The organism is bacterium 336/3 (genome assembly GCA_001281695.1).
Taxonomy (GTDB): Bacteria; Bacteroidota; Bacteroidia; order Cytophagales; family Thermonemataceae; genus Raineya.
Window position 1 is genome coordinate 3,583,202 of sequence record LJIE01000001.1, and the last position, 18,757, is coordinate 3,601,958.

The window sequence follows — 18,757 nt, forward strand, 5'->3', positions numbered from 1 at the left end:
AATTAAACATTCTTTTACAATGTCCATTCAGTCTGCTCTGATTTCAGTTTTCTACAAAGATGGTTTAGAACCTATTGTTCAAGCTCTCCACAAACAAGGTGTTAAAATTTACTCCACAGGAGGTACACAAACTTTTATTGAAGGTTTAGGTGTTCCTGTTATTGCCGTAGAAGATCTTACAGGTTACCCTTCTATTTTGGGTGGTAGAGTAAAAACACTTCATCCAAAAGTTTTTGGTGGTATTTTATCTCGTAGAGGCTTGGATTCTGATTTACAAGAAACCCAAACTTACCAAATTCCTGCCATAGACCTTGTGATTGTAGATTTATATCCTTTCGAAGAAACTTTAGCCAAAGGTGGTAGAGAAGATGAAATTATTGAAAAAATTGATATTGGGGGTATTTCCTTAATTAGAGCTGCTGCAAAAAACTTCCAAGATGTAACTATTATTGCTTCTAAAAATCAGTATCCTTATTTATTGGATATTTTAGAAAACCAAAGCGGCAATATTACTTTAGAGCATCGCAAATATTTGGCTACCAAAGCATTTGAAGTAAGTTCTCATTATGATACAGCTATTTTTAAATATTTTAATGGACAAACCAATGCTTCTGTAAGTTTCAAAGAAAGTATTTTAGAAGGTAGAACACTTCGTTATGGAGAAAATCCTCATCAAAAAGGTTTTTTCTTTGGTAATTTAGAAGAAATGTTTGAACAATTGAATGGAAAAGAATTAAGTTATAACAATTTAGTAGATATAGATGGAGCTGTTGGATTGGTAGCTGAGTTTGACTCAGAGCAACCCGTTTGTGCCATTATCAAACATACCAATGCATGTGGTTGTGCTATTGGAAACAGTGTACAAGATGCTTATTTGAAAGCGTTGTCTTCTGACCCTGTTTCTGCTTTTGGAGGTATTATTGCCTTTAATCAGAAAATAGATGTAGCTGCTGCTGAGGAATTAGATAAATTATTTTTTGAAGTCCTCATTGCTCCAAGTTATGATGCAGATGCTTTAGAAATTCTGAAAAAGAAGAAAAACAGAATTATTTTACTTCAAAAACCCGTTCAAACTTCTGATTGGCAGTTTAGAACACTTTTGAATGGCGTTGTCATGCAGGAAAAAGACCTCAAAACTGAAACTGTAGAAGATTTGAAAGTGGTAACCCAAAAAGTTCCTACTTCTCAAGAACAAAAGGCTCTTATTTTTGCTGCTATTCTATCCAAACACACCAAATCAAATACCATTGTACTTGCCAACGAAACACAACTGCTTGCCAGTGGAACAGGGCAAACTTCTCGTGTAGATGCTTTAAAACAAGCCATTCATAAAGCCAATTCCTTTGGATTTAATCTAAAAGGTGCTGTGATGGCTTCAGATGCTTTTTTCCCTTTCCCAGATTGTGTAGAAATTGCTCATAAAGAAGGTATTACGGCTGTTGTACAACCAGGTGGCTCTATCAAAGACCAAGATAGTATTGACTATTGTAACCAAAACGATGTGGCTATGGTCTTTACAGGAATTAGACATTTTAAACATTAATTATGTATAAGCCCTCTCAGGAGGGCTTTATAGTTTTCAAATAAGTTTTAATTTCTATTTTTTGGTCTTCAAATGTTTTTAAAACTACATAATACCATTTTTGTTGAGGGATATTAACTATGAATATATCACCTTTTTTGTACTTTTTAATGGTTTCAGCAAAGCCTTTTACCATCCACTCACCTAAAAACCATCCTAAATCTCCATTTTTATTTCCATCCATATTATACTCTTTTACCAAATTTGTAAAATTTGTTCCTTGCTTATATTTTTGAATAATTTGAGTCCGTAAAGAGTCTATTGTTTGCTTTTTTAGTTTCACACCACTTAAATAAATATAACTTACTCTATGTTTTATTTTTGGTTGGACTTCAACAAGTTTATAATAATTATTTTCTATCAAAAAAATTGAGTCAGTTTGGATAGAAAAAAGCTTTTTTGCTATTTCTGAGCTATCTTTTATAGGATTTATTTCTATTATTTCTGATTGAATATCAGGATTTTTTTTCATAAAATCTTTTGCTTGTTGCACTGATTTTATTTTTTTGAGGCTTATTGTTACATCTTGAGCCATTAATGGTATAGCAAAGAGCATGCAATATAAAAATACTATTTTTTTCATAATTAACTTAAAGTTATATTCTATTTTTAGACTATTTAATATTTTTTTAATACTACCAATCTATAAACTTGATTGCATCTTTATTCAACTCTTTCACCAAATTATTTATTTTATCTCTCGTTTCTCCATACGAGAAATCATCCACGCCTTCATCATCTGCATAACTGGGAGGAAAATAAATACCCTGCTTCAGACGTTCCAAGATAGTTTTTAAGTACATTTCAAAATTTTCATGGATTACTGCATATCCTCCACCACCTTTAAAATCCCAATACAAGATACTACCACTATTGGCTACTTCACCCAATGTATCAATCACTTTTACATAACAAGAATCCCAAGAAGCTATCTCTACAAAGCCATTTTTCCATTCTCTTTGTGGCTGTTTTTTCTGAATATCTTGCCAGTCTTCTATTCTATCCAATAATTCGCTAAGTGATGAAATATATTCTTCATCAAAGTTTGATAAGCCAACTAAATTCGATACATCTTCTTTTGGAAATTCTACAGATTGTAACCATTGATAATATTCACAAAATAAATCTGGTAAAGGCAAACCTAACTTATCTTTAAATTCTTCTAAGGAGACAGTTTTTTCAAAACCTTCACATACAAAAGCATTTGCATAACCATTTGGATAATTATTTCTCAATATATTTTCGATTTCTTGAATAATTGTGTTCATAAATTACGTTTTGATTATTGAATGATAATTTATACTTTTAGCAAGTAAAAACCCAAATTTCTACTTATGAACAAGCTTAAAAATGCTCTTGTAACTATCTCAAATATATCATTTTTATTAATTTTTGTAGCTTTTTTTGCAGGAAAATATGGTTTCCAGCAAGCCCGAACGCTTCAAATCGTAGCTTGGACTACATTTGCTTTTGTTGCTGTATTAGAAGGCTTTACGGCATCAGGCAAGGCAAAAGTTTTTTATTTAATTATGATGTTGGGGGTTGCTGTTGCTTCTTTGGGTATTTTATTTAAGTCTATGGCTTGGGAAAATTATACTCAAATGCTTTTGATTGGTGGTATTACAAGTGTTGTTGGTTCTATTATTATATTTGTTGTAAATAAAAAAGCTGATTCATTGATGTTTAAAGCTTTGCTTATTGGAGTTATTTGCTTCCTTTTGCATCAAGGGACGTTTTTATAATTTATCTTTCACAATTTCTTCTACACTCAAATTTTTAAAATTTTTCTGATGATAAATATCTTTATGGAAATCATCAAGATATTTAAGTGTATTGAGGAGTTTTATCTTTTCAGTGTTTTCTAAATTAGCGGAAGCCAAAGATGCTACTTTCCCTATTTCGGGCATTAAACTATCTAACAGAAACTCTCCTTTTTCTGTAAGCTTTAAGCCTTTTTTACGTTTGTCTTCTTTATTTTCAACCTCTTCTATTAAGTTCTCTTTCTGTAAACGCTTTAATATCTCCATTCCAGAAGAAATTTCAAGTAAGTGTTGTTGTATGAGTTCCGATTTACTGATATTTGTTTGATACCGAATGGTCATCAAGAATACAAAATCATCAATACCTGTAATAGATGTGTTTTCAAATATTTTCTTTGCATAATGTTTTACATATTTATACAAATTACTGATGTAAGCCATCAATAATCCATCTAATGGAATACCTGTTTGTTCCATTTGTTTAGATTCTGTAGTATCTAATTTCTTATTTAACCATAATACAAAGTCCGCCAAATCAGCTGTTCTGTATTTTTTTTCTTCCTTTTCGTACAGTTCCAACTGCTCTACCAATATTTTTAATAAGCTATAATTCATGGTCGTTTTGTTATTTTCATTTATTACGTAAAAATAATAAAAAAAAATATTTTTACTTTTTTGTAACAATTTAAAACCTATTTTGTTTAATCTACAAACTCTCTCAGGTAACATTTTGTTATTTTTTGCCTGAAAAAAAAACTATGAGAGCTTTAAACTCTCATAGTTTTAAAAAATCTTTAACCAGCTAAATTTTATATCATGAAAAAAGTGTATTCTTCTATTATTCTTTTTTTTGTTTTCTTTACTACTTATGCTCAACGCCAAGGTATTATTTTAGGAACTATCAAAGACAAAAACACCCAAGAACTCATTATTGGGGCTACTATCAAAGTAGAAAACTCAGCAGTAGGTGCAGTATCTGATGACGAAGGAAAATTTAGAATTGAAATTCCCACAGGGAGTTATAATGTAATAGTTTCTTTTGCAGGCTACAAGACCCTTACCAAATACAATTTGGTAGTTACTTCTGGCAATGCTCAAATTATTAACTTTGAGTTAGAAAATGAAGATAATATCGAAACTGTAGAGGTAACAGATAAAACCTCTAAATCTGCTTCTGCTGCTACACTCGAAACACCTCTTTCTATTCAACGCCTTACAACTGAAGAAATTAAAAGCAATCCAGGTGGAAATTTTGATATTTCTCGTGTGATTCAAGCCCTTCCAGGTGTAGGAGGAACAGCAGGCTCTGTGGGTGGTTTTAGAAACGATATTATCATCAGAGGTGGAGCTCCCAACGAAAATGTTTATTATTTGGATGGAATCGAAGTTCCTGTTATCAACCATTTTGCTACACAGGGTGCTGCTGGTGGTCCAACAGGTATTTTAAATGTTTCTTTTATAGAAGATGTAACACTTAGTAGTTCAGCTTTTCATTCAAGATTTGATAATGCTCTTTCATCTGTTTTGGAGTTTAAACAACGAGAAGGCAATCGTGAACGTTTTTCAGGAAATGCTCGCCTTTCAGGAACTGAACTTGCAACAACCTTTGAAGGTCCTATCTCCAAGAAAACCACATTTTTAGCCTCTGCAAGACGTTCCTACTTACAATTTTTATTTAAAGCTCTCGATTTACCCATTCGTCCAAATTATTGGGACTTTCAGTACAAAATTAGTAGCAAACTCAATGAAAAAACAACCCTTACAGCCATTGGAATCGGAGCAATTGACGAATTCACTTTTGGTGTTCCCAGAGAATCTGACGCTAATAAAGAATATATTCTTCGTTCTAATCCCAGTATCAATCAGTGGAATTATACAGTGGGTTTTAGCTTAAAAAGATTAATTGATAATGGTTTTCTCAACATTGCTTTGAGCAGAAATATGTTTGATAATCGTTTGGATAGATTTGAAGATGCTCAATTTGGTGATGAATCTCGTAGAACACTCAGAGTTCGTTCACAAGAGATTGAAAATAAATTACGTATAGATGTTAATAAAAAAATGGGTGATTGGAAATGGAGTTATGGAGGTGTTGCCCAATATGTTAAATACAACACTAACTTTTTCAATCGTTTTAGAAAAGAAATTCGAGATGAAAACAATAATATTGTTCAACCACAAATAGATATTCGTGCCAATTCAGCTATTGATTTTGCTCGTTTTGGCTTCTTTGGGCAAGCCACTCGTAGCATCGGCAAATGGGGACTTTCAGGTGGTATCCGTTCAGATATGAATAGCTTTACTGATACAGGTCTCCAGTTTTATAGAACATTATCCCCAAGAATTTCAGCATCTTATCAAATAAATGATAAATGGTTTGCATCAGGTTCTGTAGGAAGATATTTCAAAATGCCTATTTATACAGTTTTAGGTTTTAGAGATGAAAACAATAATTTGGTAAACCGAAATATGCCTTATGTTGCTAACAATCATTATACAGCAGGTATTGAATTTTTACCAAAATCAAGTTTACGTTTTACTTTAGAAGGCTTTTACAAAACTTACGAAAATTATCCTGTTTCTCTTAGAGAAGGGGTTTCTTTAGCAAATCAGGGTGGTAATTTTAGTGCAATTGGCAATGAGCCTGTAAGCCCCACAGGTAAGGGCAGAACTTATGGAATGGAGTTTTTAGCTCAACAAAAACTTGTAAAGAACCTGTTTTTCACAGCTTCTTACACCCTCTTTTGGTCTGAATTTACAGATTTGAACAATAACTACATTGTATCAGCTTGGGACACAAGACATTTGTTTTCAGCTATTTTGGGCAAAAAATTCAAAAAAGGTTGGGAAATAGGTTTAAAATATCGCTTTCAAGGTGGAGCTCCATTTACTCCTTTTGATTTGGAAGCATCTCAAAGAAATTATTTGAGTATAGGGGAAGGTCTTTTGGATTTGAATAGATACAATACTCAACGTTTAGGAGCATTTCAGTCATTTGATTTCCGCTTAGATAAAAAAATAAATTTCAATAAATGGACTCTTGACTTATATTTAGATGTTGTCAATGCATTTTTACTTCCAAGTCCAGCATTTCCACAATATACTTTTGAGAGAACTCTTGATAATACAGGTTTCGCAACTACTGATGGGCAACCTATTCGTTCAGATGGTAGCAATGCCAAACCTCTTATTCTTGATAACAATGATCCTAGTGTACTACCTACCATAGGCTTTATTATTGAATTTTAATAATAAACTATTCGTATTCCATAACTTTTTTAAAAACATCGTGTTTAGTTTTACAAAAGGCTTGATTAATCAAGCCTTTTTCTATAACTTTGTGCCACTGATTCTTTTACCTAAGACCATGCTCACTATCTCTTCCGAAGAAATACGACTCAGTACAAAATTAAAAGCATATTGGGCTTTTCTAAAGCCCCGATTGTCATTTTTAGTCGCTTTTTCAGCATCTTTTGGATATATTTTTGGAAAAACTGGTTATTTTGACTGGATTGGCTTTATAGCCTTGAGTTTAGGAGGCTTTTTAGTTTCTGGGGCATCCGTTGGTATCAATCAAATCTTAGAAAAAGATTTGGATAAACTGATGAAACGAACCCAAATGCGTCCTCTACCTTTGGGCATTTTGAGTGTCCAAGAAGCTATTATCTATACAATTGCTGTTAGTATTGCAGGTATTGCTTTACTTGCCATGTTTACCAATACACTTACAGTTGTTCTTTCTATTATTTCCATGTTTTTGTATGGGTTTGTTTATACCCCTCTCAAAAGAGTTGGAGCAATAGCTGTTTTTGTAGGAGCTATTCCAGGGGCTTTACCCCCACTATTGGGTTGGACAGCCGCCACAGGAAGCATTACATTTGAAGCTCTCATTATTTTTGCTGTACAATTTATTTGGCAATTCCCTCATTTTTGGGCAATTGCATGGGTCTTAGATGAAGATTACCAGAAAGCAGGTTTTAGATTACTTCCTTCCAAACAAGGTAGAAGTCTTAATTCGGCAATCCAGATTATGGTTTATACATTATTTTTAATCCCTATTAGCTTACTACCTGCTCTTTTCAATCTAACAGGTATTATATCAGCAGTTGTTGTAACTTTTGCAGGTTGTATGTTTGCTGCCCAAAGCTTTAGCCTAATGAAAGATGATACTCCTAAAGCTGCTTTACGTATTATGTTTGGTTCTTTCTTATATCTGCCTATTGTTCAAATAGCCTATATTTTAGATAAAATTTAATATTTTCAATATATTTGGAAATCAATAAAGAGAGGTGCTTTCAGCACCTCTCTTTATTTTTATGAAACTTTATTAGGATTTTCATAAGTTATTCTATAAATTTTTGTAGAATTTTAACATCTTGATTTATTATGAACTCTGAGAATTTATATTCTAATAATTCGGCTAATATTTCATATCTCCCTGAAATCAGTACGATTTACTTGGAGTTTATTGGCAAAATAGAAAATGATGATTATAAAGCATCTTATAACAAACTTCTAGAATTTATTTTAGCAAAAGATGCTTCTGCTATTATCACAGACCAAACCAAAAGTAAAGGTGGTAGTATGGAAGCAAGAGCTTGGCTTGTTGTAAATTGGCTACCAGAAGTAAAGAAAGAACTTGGTGATAAAAAAATATTAGTAGCAGGTATCTCTGAAGCCAAATTTGGCTTTAAAAAGTTTATCAGTCAATATATAGAACAAACTGTAAAAAAAATGACCCCATTTCCTATTGAAGTGTTTGAGAATTTGCAAGATGCTATTAATTGGATTCAAAAAAATTCATAAATAATTAGTAAACATGATTTCTGAGAATATTTACAACAATGCTTCCTCTAATATCTCTTATTTAACAGATATAGAAACTATCTATTTAGAATTTATTGGAAAAATAGATAATACAGATTTCAAAGATTCATATAATGTATTGATGGGATTTATCTTATCAAAAGATGCGAAAGCCATCATTATAGACCAAACCAAAAGTAAAGGAGGTAGTATGGAATCCAGAGCTTGGCTTATTGTCAATTGGCTACCAGAGCTAAAGAAAAGTTTAGGAGAAAAGAAAATTCTGGTAGCAGGTGTATCAGAAGCTAAATTTGGTTTTAAAAAATTTATCACCCAATATTTAGAACAAACTATAAAAAAGCTTACACCTTTTCCTATAGAAGTTTTTGAAAACTTACAAGATGCTGTCAATTGGATTAAAAAGAATTCATAAACATTTTTTATGGTATAATGTTCTTTAAAGAAAATCAGTAAAATTATGCCTTCTGAAAACATTTATTCGAATGATTGTTCTAATATTTATTATATTCCAGATATTCATACTCTACATTTAGAGTTTGTTGGAAAAATAGATAGTGATGAGTATAAAAATGCTTTTAATAAGCTTTTAGAGCTCATCATCAGTAAGAATGCTGATGCCATTATTGCCGACCAAACCAAGAGTCAAGGCAGTGCCATGGATTCAAGGGCATGGCTTGTTGTAAAATGGCTTCCAGAATTAAGAAAAGAACTTGGAGATAGAAAAATTCTTCTTGCAGGTATTTCAGAAACCAAATTTGGTTTTAAGAAAGTGATTAGTCAGTATATAGAACAACTTTCAAAAAAATGACTGCTCTGCCAGTAGAAAGTTTTAGTAAGATAGATGATGCTATCCAATGGATTAAAAGTAACAGACAAAATCAAGATTAGCAAAGAATAAAAAAGCCCTTTTACAAGGGCTTTTTTATTCTAAGTATATGAATAGAGTATTAGTCTAAGATTTCTGTAATCTGACCAGCACCTACTGTTCTACCACCTTCACGGATAGCGAAACGTAAACCTTTCTCCATAGCCACTTTGTTGATAAGTGTTACTTCGATAGTGATGTTATCACCAGGCATAACCATTTCTACACCTTCAGGAAGCATAATCTCTCCTGTTACGTCAGTAGTTCTTAAATAGAACTGAGGACGGTATTTGTTGAAGAATGGAGTATGACGACCACCTTCTTCTTTGCTCAATACGTAAATCTCAGCTTTAAATTTAGCGTGAGGAGTTACTGAACCTGGCTTACAGATAACCATACCACGACGGATTTGAGTTTTCTCAACACCACGTAATAACAAACCTACGTTATCACCAGCTTCACCTCTATCCAAAATCTTACGGAACATTTCAACACCTGTAACTACAGACTTCAAACCTTCAGCACCCATACCTAAGATTTCTACAGGATCACCAGAGTTGATAACACCTCTCTCAATACGACCAGTAGCAACAGTACCACGACCAGTAATAGAGAATACGTCTTCAACAGGCATCAAGAAATCTTTATCAACCAAACGAGGAGGAATAGGAATCCAGTTATCAACAGCTTCCATTAATTTATCGATAGTTTCAACCCACTTAGGCTCGCCATTCAATCCACCAAGAGCAGAACCACGAACGACAGGGATGTTATCACCATCAAATTGATAGAAAGAAAGCAATTCACGTACTTCCATTTCTACTAAGTCTAATAATTCAGGGTCATCTACCATGTCCACTTTGTTCATGAACACAACTAATTGAGGTACACCTACCTGACGAGCAAGAAGGATGTGCTCACGAGTTTGAGGCATAGGACCATCTGTAGAAGCAACTACAAGGATAGCACCATCCATCTGAGCAGCACCTGTAACCATGTTCTTAACGTAGTCAGCGTGACCTGGACAGTCAACGTGAGCATAGTGACGGTTAGCTGTTTGGTATTCTACGTGAGACGTATTGATTGTGATACCTCTTTCTTTTTCTTCAGGAGCGTTATCAATAGATGAGAAATCTCTTTTCTCAGCAAGACCCTTGTTTGCAAGTACCATTGTGATAGCTGCTGTAAGGGTGGTCTTTCCGTGGTCAACGTGACCGATAGTACCAATGTTTACGTGGGGTTTGGAACGGTCAAAACTTTCTTTTGCCATGCTTGAAAAATCCTCAGTTTAAGGGTTTAAAAATTTGAACGAAACTAAATAAAAAAATAGCTCGGTTTTGATTAGAGCCAACGATGGGAATTGAACCCACGACCCCTTCCTTACCAAGGAAGTACTCTACCCCTGAGCTACGTCGGCTTGTAAAAATTAATTTACAAAACCTTACTAAATTTTTCGAGCGGGAGACGAGGCTCGAACCCGCGACCTATAGCTTGGAAGGCTATCGCTCTACCAACTGAGCTACTCCCGCTTGTATCTATAATTTTCATTATAGATTTTCTCTTTGCAGAAAAGAGAAGTGGGGTAAGATGGATTCGAACCACCGAAGACGTACGTCAGCAGATTTACAGTCTGCCCCATTTGGCCACTCTGGTATTACCCCGTTTGTATTTGGTCTGCAAAGGTAACTCTAATTTTGAAACTGTCAAAAAAAACACTAAAAATATTTTTAAAATATTTTTACATGTAACATAAAAGTCTCATTTTTAAGTATTTTCAAATACTGGTTTTGTTAAAAATTCTGGTTTTGTAGTTTTTATATGAGCTTTTAATTGATTAAGTATGGAATATAATCCAAAGTAAGTTCGATTGATATACAAACCGTGTCTTGAGCCTCTTGCTTGATTTGTTTTGCGAAGTTCCTCCATACGAGCAAGTTTTTCTGCATACTGATAAATTTCCTGAAAATAATCATCATTACCAAAATCAAAACTATCTGTATGAAAAGGTTTACCCAAAAGCCTAATCATTTCTTTAAAAATATTCATAAAGAAAGCTTGTTGCTCAATAGTGTCTTGTTCTAAAATAAAATCAAGTTGTTTGAAGCGTTCCAAGAGTGTTGCATCATCTGTAAGCAAATGAGGATTAATGATGATAAAATAATTATCATAGTAATCATTAGGTATTTCTTTGATACAACCAAAATCAATCACACCTATTTTACCTTCTTGTGTAAGCAAAAAGTTGCCTGGATGAGGGTCAGCATGAACAGCTTTTAGTGTATGTACCTGATAATCATAAAAATCCCAAAGAGCCTGCCCTATTTTATTACGTATTTCTTGGCTGGGATTAGTTTGCAGAAACTCAGTAAGATGTTGTCCATCAAGCCAATCCATTGTCAAAATACGTTTACACGAATATTCTGGATAATACTCTGCAAAAAATAAATCAGGAAAATGAGCACAAGCTTTTGAAATTTCTACTGAACGTTTCAACTCTAAGTCATAATCAGCCTCTTCTAACAACTTACCTTCTACTTCCCCCATGTACATTTCTAGGTCTTTTTCATTCATGTTGAGTAAGCGAACAGCAAAAGGTTTCACCATTTTCAAATCTGACTTAATACTATCTGCTACACCTGGGTATTGTATTTTTACAGCTAATTTTTTTGTTCCTAATTTAGCCTGATGTACCTGCCCAATAGATGCTGCATTGATAGCTTCTTTACTAAATGTGTCAAATATTTCAGTAGGAACTTTTCCTAAATTCTGTTTAAAGGTTTTCACTACCAAAGGATAAGAAAGTGGCGGAGCAGAATATTGAGCCATTGTAAAACGGTCTGTATAAGCCTTGGGCAATACATTTTTATCCATACTCATCATTTGAGCTACTTTTAAGGCACTTCCTTTCAATTGACTCAAAGTATCATAAATATCTTTTGCATTGTCTTCATGTAATTCTTCTTTGGTAAGTTCAGGATTCACCATTTTTTTTGCATAGTGCTTTACATAATTCCCTCCTAATTTTACACCCGTCTGTATAAACTTTGTAGCTCTTGCAATTTTAGAAGTAGGGATACTCTTTTGATCTTTTTTCATAGTTTTCGTGAATCTATCACGTTTTAGAATTTAAGGTTTTGAAAAGAAAATTTAGTAAAATCAATAAAACTATCTATAAAACTATGTCCAGTCAAGTCAAAAAACAAATTTACAGATTTTTCTACAGCTGCATCTGTTTGTTCAAAATTACTACTGGCATCTTTTATCCAAAAATTAAGTAAATACATGGTTTGCCCCCATAGAATTTTTGGATAAGCATTGTTGATAATATTCCTATTTTTGACTTCTTCTGTTTCTTGAGCTTCAGAAAGTAATTCTTGAGCATAAGCCATAAACTCCTCCTTAAATTTTGTAAAAGCAGCCTTTTTCTGCCACATGGGTGAACTTTGTGAAGATAATACTAATGTAATAAAACTTCTATGTGAACGTAGGTTTTCAAGCCAAGTATAATCAAAAGCTAATAGTTTTTCTCTTACTGAATATGCTTGATATTGTTCATCTGCCAATATCTGATTTTTAGTTTCTACAAAGAAATAAAGCCATATATTACTTTCAAGAGCATCTATTGTCCCATAAGTTTCATAAAAAGTATTTTCATCTACTGATGCAAATTTACAAAATTCGTAAGCACTTTGTGGACGTTTATTATGTTCTAAAACAAACTGAATGTATAACTCTTGCCAGTTGGGTGTGCTTTCATTTGTCTTATTTTTATTTTGCTTTGCCATATTTTTTTTAGTGTTTTTATAAAATTTTAACTAAGTTTAAGCCAAGAAAGTTTTGCAATGTAAATAAGTTTTACTTTTTTTGTTGAGTTTTTTGAATTCGTTTTGTATTAAAACCGATTTGGCACTATTTGTGTGTTTTTTTTGTATTGCCAAGCTTAAATAAATTTGTAAAATAAAAAAGTGTTATGAAAGCAGCCAAAATGTTTATGCTCGCCCTTATTGCTCTATGTTGCATGATGGGTGAATCTTATGCTCAGAAAGAAAAAAAGCCAAAGAAAGGTGTTACTCCTCGTAAAGTAACTGTACCTATCGTCTATAAAGTAGATACAGATAATGATGGTGTACCTGATGTAAGAGATCAATGCCCTAATACTCCAAAATCTCAGAAAGTGAACGATTATGGTTGTCCTACTGATACAGATAATGATGGTGTATATGATTTTGAAGATAAATGCCCTGGCACACCTGGTGATGGTGAAGCTAATCTCCAATCAATGGGTTCTAAAGAAAATGGAGGCTGTCCTTGGGGAGATAAAGATGGTGATGGTTTCTTAGATAACGCTGACAAATGTCCTGAAATAGCTGGTGTTGCTCGTTTCTTTGGTTGTCCAGCCCCTGACTTTGATGGTGATGGTGTACCAGATGATGAAGATGATTGTAAAGATAAAAAAGGACCAAGACACAATAGAGGCTGTCCAGAAAATAAAGACTCTGATGGTGATGGTTTGTTAGATCAAGATGATGCTTGTCCAGAAAAACCAGGTCCAAAAGATATGAAAGGTTGCCCGAAAGTAACTTCAGATACAGAAGAAGCTCTTTTACGCCAAGCTAGTAAAGTTCAGTTCGAATCAGGTAAAGCAAGTATTGCTGCTGCAAATCAGAAAAAATGGTATCCTATTTTGGATAAAGTAGCTGATTTGATGAAAAACAAACCAGAAACGTTCATGTTGATTGAAGGACATACAGATAACGTAAAGCCGAAAGTATCTCCTTTTGCTGATAACAAAGCACTTTCTGAAGCAAGAGCTAAATTTGTAATGGATTATTTAGTCAATAAAGGTGTAAATGCCAATCGTTTGAAAGCAGTAGGATATGGAGATTTGAAACCTTTTGGAGAGGAAGAAGCTAATTACAAACCTGGTGATCAAGGTATTGTAGAAGCTAATAAATCAGCAGCTCAGAAAGAGCAAAACCGTCGTGTGAAAATGACCATTGCTGGTACAAAACTTTGGTAATTTTCAAATATTTTAAATAAAAAAGCCTGTAAATAATTTACAGGCTTTTTTATTTCTTAATAACACTTACAGCTATTAATATCCAACCCACAATAAAAAAAACTCCACCAATTGGTGTCACAACCCCTAAAGCTTTCATAGATGTGATAGAAAGCACATATAACGATCCCGAAAAGAGCAAAATTCCTATCAAAAAACTATAACCAGCCCAAGTAAGCCATTTTGTATTGTATTTTTCTTGGCTTTGTAAAATTCCTACCAAAGCTATTGCAAAAACATGGTAAAAATGATATTCATTGGCTGTTTTAAAAACCTCTGTATAACCATTTTCTTGTAAGATATTTTTGAGAGCATGAGCTCCGAAAGCTCCAATACTTACAGCCAAAGCCCCTAAAATTGCTGAAACAGATATTGTATATTTATATTGCATATTTTATGTTTTTTTGAAAGCAAATTTAGAAAAAAGCCTTAAATTTGAACAAGTAACCAAGCTAAATACTTGTCGCCTTTTATCTTGTCATGTCCGAAATCCTTAGCAAAGAGTACCTACAATTAGTTCAAGAAGCTTTTGAACACAATAATACTGCTATTATCCAAGAACAAGTGCAAGAGTTGCACTATGCAGATATTGCTGCCTTGGTATACGAATTGGAAGATGATCAAGCTGATTTCTTATTAAGAAATTTAGAAACAGAAATTGCTTCAGAGGTAATCAGTGAATTGGCTGAAGAAGTAAGAAATAATTTTTTCAAAAATCTTCCTTATCAAAAATTAGCTGAATATATAGATTTGATGGACTCAGATGATGCTGTAGATATTTTAAAAGAGCAGCCCATACAAATACGAGAACAAGTCATTGCTACCCTGAAAGATAGAGAGAAGGCAAAAGATATTATTTATCTATTGCCTTATGACGAAGATACAGCAGGCGGACTCATGGCAAAAGAAATTATCAAAGCCAATATCAATTGGAATGTCAAACAATGTATTGAAGAAATACGCAGACAAGCAGAAAAAGTAGAAAAGATATATTCTATTTATGTAGTGGATAATAGTGGCGTTTTGAAAGGTAGAGTATCCTTGAAAAAAATCATTTTGAGTGCTGATGATACCCTTATTGCAGATATTTATGAAGATGAAGAACTTATTTTTGTAGAAACTTACAAAGACCAAGAAGAAGTAGTGAGTTTGATGCGAAAGTATGATTTAGAAAGCATCCCTGTTGTAAATGTACAAGGAAAACTCCTTGGAAGAATCACGATTGATGATGTGGTAGATGTAATGCAAGAACAAGCTGAAGCTGAAAGGCAAGCTATGTCAGGGCTTTCAGGAGATGTAGAAGAAGATGATACCATTTGGACATCTGTAAAAGCTCGCTTACCTTGGCTTGTAGTAGGTATGATTGGTGGAATGCTTGCAGCATCTGTAACTAATATGCTTGGGCAGCCTGTTATTCTACTGGTTTCTGTTTTAGCAAATTTTACAACACTTATTGCAGGTACAGGTGGTAATGTAGGTGTACAATCTTCTTCTATTATTTTACAAAGTTTGGCAAATAAATCTGTTTTTGAGCTGGGAACTTTTGAAAGACTTTTCAAAGTTTTAATTATTGCCATTTTTAATGGTTTGATTTTGAGTTTGTTTGTCTTAGGAGTTTGTTTGCTTTTTGGTTATGATAGCAAAGTCGCAATTGTGGTTGCGATTGCCTTATTTTCTGTAATACTATTGGCTTCACTAATGGGGACAATTACACCTTTGGTTTTAGATAGATTTGGCATCAACCCAGCTTTGGCAGCAGGTCCTTTTATCACAACAGCAAACGATTTGATTGGACTAACTGTATATTTCTTAATTGCTAGACTTATATATCAAATCTAATTTTTATTCAATTAAACAACTTGATTTACCAAAATTATGAAGAAAAAAAGCTTATCAAAATTACTATTAATGCCCTTTTTCGTTGGGGGCGTTGTTTTCAATTCATTTGCACAAAGTACAAAGCCTATGAACAATCCTCTATTAGAAAACTGGAATACTCCTTTTCAAACTGTTCCTTTCGATAAAATTAAAAATGAACATTTTGTTCCAGCTTTACAATACGCTATTCAAGAAGGAAAAAAAGAAATTGAAAATATAGCCAATAGCTCTGAAACACCTACGTTTGAGAATACTATTGTAGCCTTAGATAATAGTGCTATGCTTGTAGGTAGAGTGGCTGTTATTATGTCAAATCTAAATTCAGCAGAAACTAATCCCGAACTACAAAAAATAACAAAGGAGACATCTCCTATGCTTTCAGAGTTTGAGAATGATGTAATTCTCAATGAAAAGCTCTTTAAGCGAATTAAGCAAGTTTATGACAACAAAGCGAATTTAAAATTGGATAATGAAAGTTCAATGTTGCTTGAAAAAACTTATAAAAGATTTGCAAGAAATGGAGCTAATCTCAATAATACACAAAAAGAATTACTTAGAAGCATTGATAAGAACTTATCCGCTTTATTTTTACAGTATGGTGAGAATGTACTCAACGATACCAATGAATTTTTGATGGAACTCTCCACTGAACAAGAATTGGCTGGTTTACCTGATTTTGTAAAAGAAGCTGCCAAACAAACAGCCAAAAAGAAGAATAAAACAGGTTATGTTTTTACTTTACAGGCACCCAGCTATTTAGCATTTATGACTTACTCTACCAACAGAGATTTGCGTCAAAAAATGTTTTTAGCTTATTCTTCAAGAGCTTTTAAGAATAACAAAAACAACAATACTTCTACAATGACAGATATTGTAAAGTTACGTCATCAAAGAGCAAGGCTTTTAGGATATAACAATCATGCTTATTTTGTATTAGAGGAAAGAATGGCTGGAACACCAGAGACTGTCAATAAATTTTTGGACGAATTATATGGTTATGCAAAACCTGTAGCTGAAAAACAAATTCAAGAATTACTGACATATGCTAAAAAGCAAGGCTTTACAGATGATAAATTACAACGTTGGGATTACTCTTTTTATTCAGAAAAATTAAAAAAGGAAAAGTTCTCTATTGATAATGAAACCTTAAAACCTTATTTCAAATTAGAAAATGTAATTGCAGGGGCTTTTGATGTGGCCAATAAATTATTTGGTCTTACCTTCAAGGAAAATAAATCTATTCCTATTTTTCATTCGGAAGTGAAAGCTTATGAAGTATATGATGAAAAAGGGAGTTTTATAGCTATTTTATACACAGATTTCTTCCCAAGAGAAGGCAAACGTAGTGGAGCTTGGATGACAAGTTATAGAGAGCAGAAGAAAATGAATGAGCAAGATGTTCGTCCTCATGTATCACTTACTTGTAATTTTACTCGTCCTACAGATACCAAACCCTCTTTGCTTACTTTTGATGAAGTAACAACTCTATTTCATGAATTTGGACACTGCTTACATGGAATTTTAGCCAATACGACTTATCAAAGCCTTTCAGGAACAAATGTAGCTTGGGATTTTGTAGAAATGCCTTCACAAGTATTTGAAAATTGGTGTTACGAGCCTGAAGTATTGGCTTCATTTGCAAAGCATTATCAAACAGGTGAAGTGATTCCACAAACTTTGGTACAAAAAATAAAAGATGCTTCTAATTTCATGGAAGGTTATGCAACCATACGTCAATTAAGCCTTGGTTTGTTGGACATGGCTTGGCATGGTCAGTTTTTAGATAAAGTTGAAAGCATTACTGAATTTGAGAAAAAAGCTATTAGTAAAACAGATTTATTCCCTGCTGTAGAAAACATCTCGATTAGTACATCATTTAGTCATATTTTTTCCGGTGGATATTCATCAGGTTATTATAGTTATAAATGGGCAGAGGTATTGGATGCAGATGCCTATGATTTATTTAAAGAAAAAGGTATTTTTAATAAAGAAGCTGCCAATCGCTTCAAGGAAATGCTTTCTAAAGGTGGTAGTGAACATCCTATGGTGTTGTATAAACGTTTTAGAGGTCAAGACCCTAGCCCAAAAGCTCTTTTGAAGCGTAGTGGATTATCTCAATAAGTTTGATAAGATAAAAGGTTGAAGTAAATTTCAACCTTTTATCTTTGGAATGGTTTTTGGGTGATTTCTTAAAAAACTGTTTATGAAACATCTATTTATTATTCTCTTTTATTTTTGTGGCTTACAGATGTTTGCACAAAATTATCAGCCTTATGGTGAATCTTTAAAATATCAGCCTTATGATATAGAAAAGGAGTATCAAATAAAAAATAACTCCTATGCTAAGGATATGATTTATGAATTTAGGCAAAAATATTACCCTTCACAAGATTGGAAATGGATGAAAGGGGATGCTTTCAGGTATAAAGCAACTAATGACAATAAAGAAGTTTTTGTAGGTTGGGTTTCTTGGGCTGATGGTATTCAGTGGCATTTTTTTATTACAGAAACAGAAAAATGTTCATCCAAGAGTATGCTTTGCTTCATCGAAAATGACAAAGTTAAGAAACGTATTTTTGAGTTTGTAAGTAAAAAGAGAGTTCTCGTCATAGATGCTTTCAAACAAACTTCCTATACTTTTGAAACAGACCAAAAAACAAAAAATATTCTATTTCCTGAAATCTCAGAGTTTAAAGAAAAGCAAGTTTGTTATGGGGTTTATACCAGTAAGACTCTCTATCTATTTGATGAAAGTGGTAATTATATACCTAAGTAAAACTAAAAAG

General features: G+C 33.2%; 17 protein-coding genes, 3 tRNA genes and 1 pseudogene. 11 read left to right on the forward strand and 10 right to left on the reverse strand.

Annotation, left to right across the window (positions count from 1 at the left end; translation table 11 throughout):
- The first annotated feature begins 19 nt into the window (after positions 1–19).
- A complete protein-coding gene (locus AD998_16845; protein ID KOY87579.1) occupies positions 20–1,543 on the forward strand; it encodes a phosphoribosylaminoimidazolecarboxamide formyltransferase in 1,524 nt (507 codons plus the stop codon).
- A gap of 16 nt (positions 1,544–1,559) precedes the next feature.
- On the opposite strand, the gene AD998_16850 is transcribed toward AD998_16845, so the two are convergent.
- Complete coding sequence (locus AD998_16850; GenBank protein KOY87580.1) at positions 1,560–2,138, reverse strand: hypothetical protein; 579 nt, start codon at positions 2,136–2,138, stop codon at positions 1,560–1,562.
- 79 nt (positions 2,139–2,217) lie between these two features.
- Positions 2,218–2,850 (reverse strand): hypothetical protein, encoded by a 633-nt coding sequence (locus tag AD998_16855; protein KOY87581.1) that lies wholly within the window; start codon positions 2,848–2,850, stop codon positions 2,218–2,220.
- 66 nt (positions 2,851–2,916) lie between these two features.
- On the opposite strand from AD998_16855, the gene AD998_16860 reads away from it, so the two are divergent.
- The gene (locus AD998_16860) at positions 2,917–3,324 is read left to right on the forward strand and encodes a hypothetical protein (GenBank protein ID KOY87582.1); all 408 of its coding nucleotides are present in this window, start codon (positions 2,917–2,919) and stop codon (positions 3,322–3,324) included.
- On the opposite strand, the gene AD998_16865 is transcribed toward AD998_16860, so the two are convergent.
- A complete protein-coding gene (locus AD998_16865; protein ID KOY87583.1) occupies positions 3,319–4,071 on the reverse strand; it encodes a hypothetical protein in 753 nt (250 codons plus the stop codon). The two genes, AD998_16860 and AD998_16865, sit on opposite strands and share 6 nt — an antisense overlap.
- A gap of 87 nt (positions 4,072–4,158) precedes the next feature.
- Here AD998_16865 and AD998_16870 point away from each other — a divergent pair, with 87 nt between their 5' ends.
- The 5 genes from AD998_16870 to AD998_16890 all read left to right on the forward strand — a co-directional run bounded on the left by AD998_16870 (position 4,159) and on the right by AD998_16890 (position 8,977).
- Positions 4,159–6,591 carry a TonB-dependent receptor gene (locus AD998_16870; protein ID KOY87584.1) on the forward strand — a complete coding sequence of 811 codons (2,433 nt, stop codon included), beginning with the start codon at positions 4,159–4,161 and terminating at the stop codon, positions 6,589–6,591.
- 118 nt (positions 6,592–6,709) lie between these two features.
- The gene (locus tag AD998_16875; GenBank protein KOY88262.1) at positions 6,710–7,597 is read left to right on the forward strand and encodes a protoheme IX farnesyltransferase; all 888 of its coding nucleotides are present in this window, start codon (positions 6,710–6,712) and stop codon (positions 7,595–7,597) included.
- Between the two features lie 131 nt (positions 7,598–7,728).
- Positions 7,729–8,148, forward strand: a complete 420-nt coding sequence (locus tag AD998_16880) for a hypothetical protein (GenBank protein KOY87585.1) — start codon at positions 7,729–7,731, stop codon at positions 8,146–8,148.
- Between the two features lie 13 nt (positions 8,149–8,161).
- Positions 8,162–8,581, forward strand: a complete 420-nt coding sequence (locus AD998_16885; GenBank protein ID KOY87586.1) for a hypothetical protein — start codon at positions 8,162–8,164, stop codon at positions 8,579–8,581.
- Positions 8,582–8,626: 45 nt separating this feature from the next.
- Positions 8,627–8,977, forward strand: a complete 351-nt coding sequence (locus tag AD998_16890) for a hypothetical protein (protein KOY87587.1) — start codon at positions 8,627–8,629, stop codon at positions 8,975–8,977.
- Positions 8,978–9,116: 139 nt separating this feature from the next.
- On the opposite strand, the gene tuf is transcribed toward AD998_16890, so the two are convergent.
- The 6 genes from tuf to AD998_16920 form a co-directional block, all read right to left on the reverse strand.
- The gene (gene tuf / locus AD998_16895) at positions 9,117–10,304 is read right to left on the reverse strand and encodes an elongation factor Tu (protein ID KOY87588.1); all 1,188 of its coding nucleotides are present in this window, start codon (positions 10,302–10,304) and stop codon (positions 9,117–9,119) included.
- Between the two features lie 72 nt (positions 10,305–10,376).
- Positions 10,377–10,451: transfer RNA gene (locus AD998_16900), tRNA-Thr, on the reverse strand.
- Between the two features lie 36 nt (positions 10,452–10,487).
- Positions 10,488–10,563 (reverse strand) — tRNA-Gly (locus tag AD998_16905).
- 49 nt (positions 10,564–10,612) lie between these two features.
- Positions 10,613–10,695, reverse strand: a tRNA-Tyr gene (locus AD998_16910).
- Positions 10,696–10,798: 103 nt separating this feature from the next.
- The gene (locus AD998_16915; GenBank protein ID KOY87589.1) at positions 10,799–12,130 is read right to left on the reverse strand and encodes an ABC transporter; all 1,332 of its coding nucleotides are present in this window, start codon (positions 12,128–12,130) and stop codon (positions 10,799–10,801) included.
- A 23-nt stretch (positions 12,131–12,153) separates the two neighbouring features.
- Positions 12,154–12,819 carry a hypothetical protein gene (locus AD998_16920; protein ID KOY87590.1) on the reverse strand — a complete coding sequence of 222 codons (666 nt, stop codon included), beginning with the start codon at positions 12,817–12,819 and terminating at the stop codon, positions 12,154–12,156.
- Between the two features lie 323 nt (positions 12,820–13,142).
- On the opposite strand from AD998_16920, the pseudogene AD998_16925 reads away from it, so the two are divergent.
- Positions 13,143–14,054: pseudogene (locus AD998_16925) on the forward strand (hypothetical protein).
- A gap of 49 nt (positions 14,055–14,103) precedes the next feature.
- Here AD998_16925 and AD998_16930 read toward each other — a convergent pair.
- Entirely contained in the window at positions 14,104–14,484 is a 381-nt protein-coding gene (locus AD998_16930; GenBank protein KOY87591.1) for a hypothetical protein, read from the reverse strand.
- An 89-nt stretch (positions 14,485–14,573) separates the two neighbouring features.
- Between AD998_16930 and AD998_16935 the strand changes: the two genes are divergently transcribed.
- The 3 genes from AD998_16935 (at position 14,574) to AD998_16945 (ending at position 18,747) form a co-directional block, all read left to right on the forward strand.
- Entirely contained in the window at positions 14,574–15,932 is a 1,359-nt protein-coding gene (locus tag AD998_16935) for a magnesium transporter (protein ID KOY87592.1), read from the forward strand.
- Positions 15,933–16,058: 126 nt separating this feature from the next.
- Positions 16,059–18,092 carry a peptidase M3 gene (locus AD998_16940; protein KOY88263.1) on the forward strand — a complete coding sequence of 678 codons (2,034 nt, stop codon included), beginning with the start codon at positions 16,059–16,061 and terminating at the stop codon, positions 18,090–18,092.
- An 82-nt stretch (positions 18,093–18,174) separates the two neighbouring features.
- Complete coding sequence (locus AD998_16945; GenBank protein KOY87593.1) at positions 18,175–18,747, forward strand: hypothetical protein; 573 nt, start codon at positions 18,175–18,177, stop codon at positions 18,745–18,747.
- The last annotated feature ends 10 nt before the right edge of the window (positions 18,748–18,757 follow it).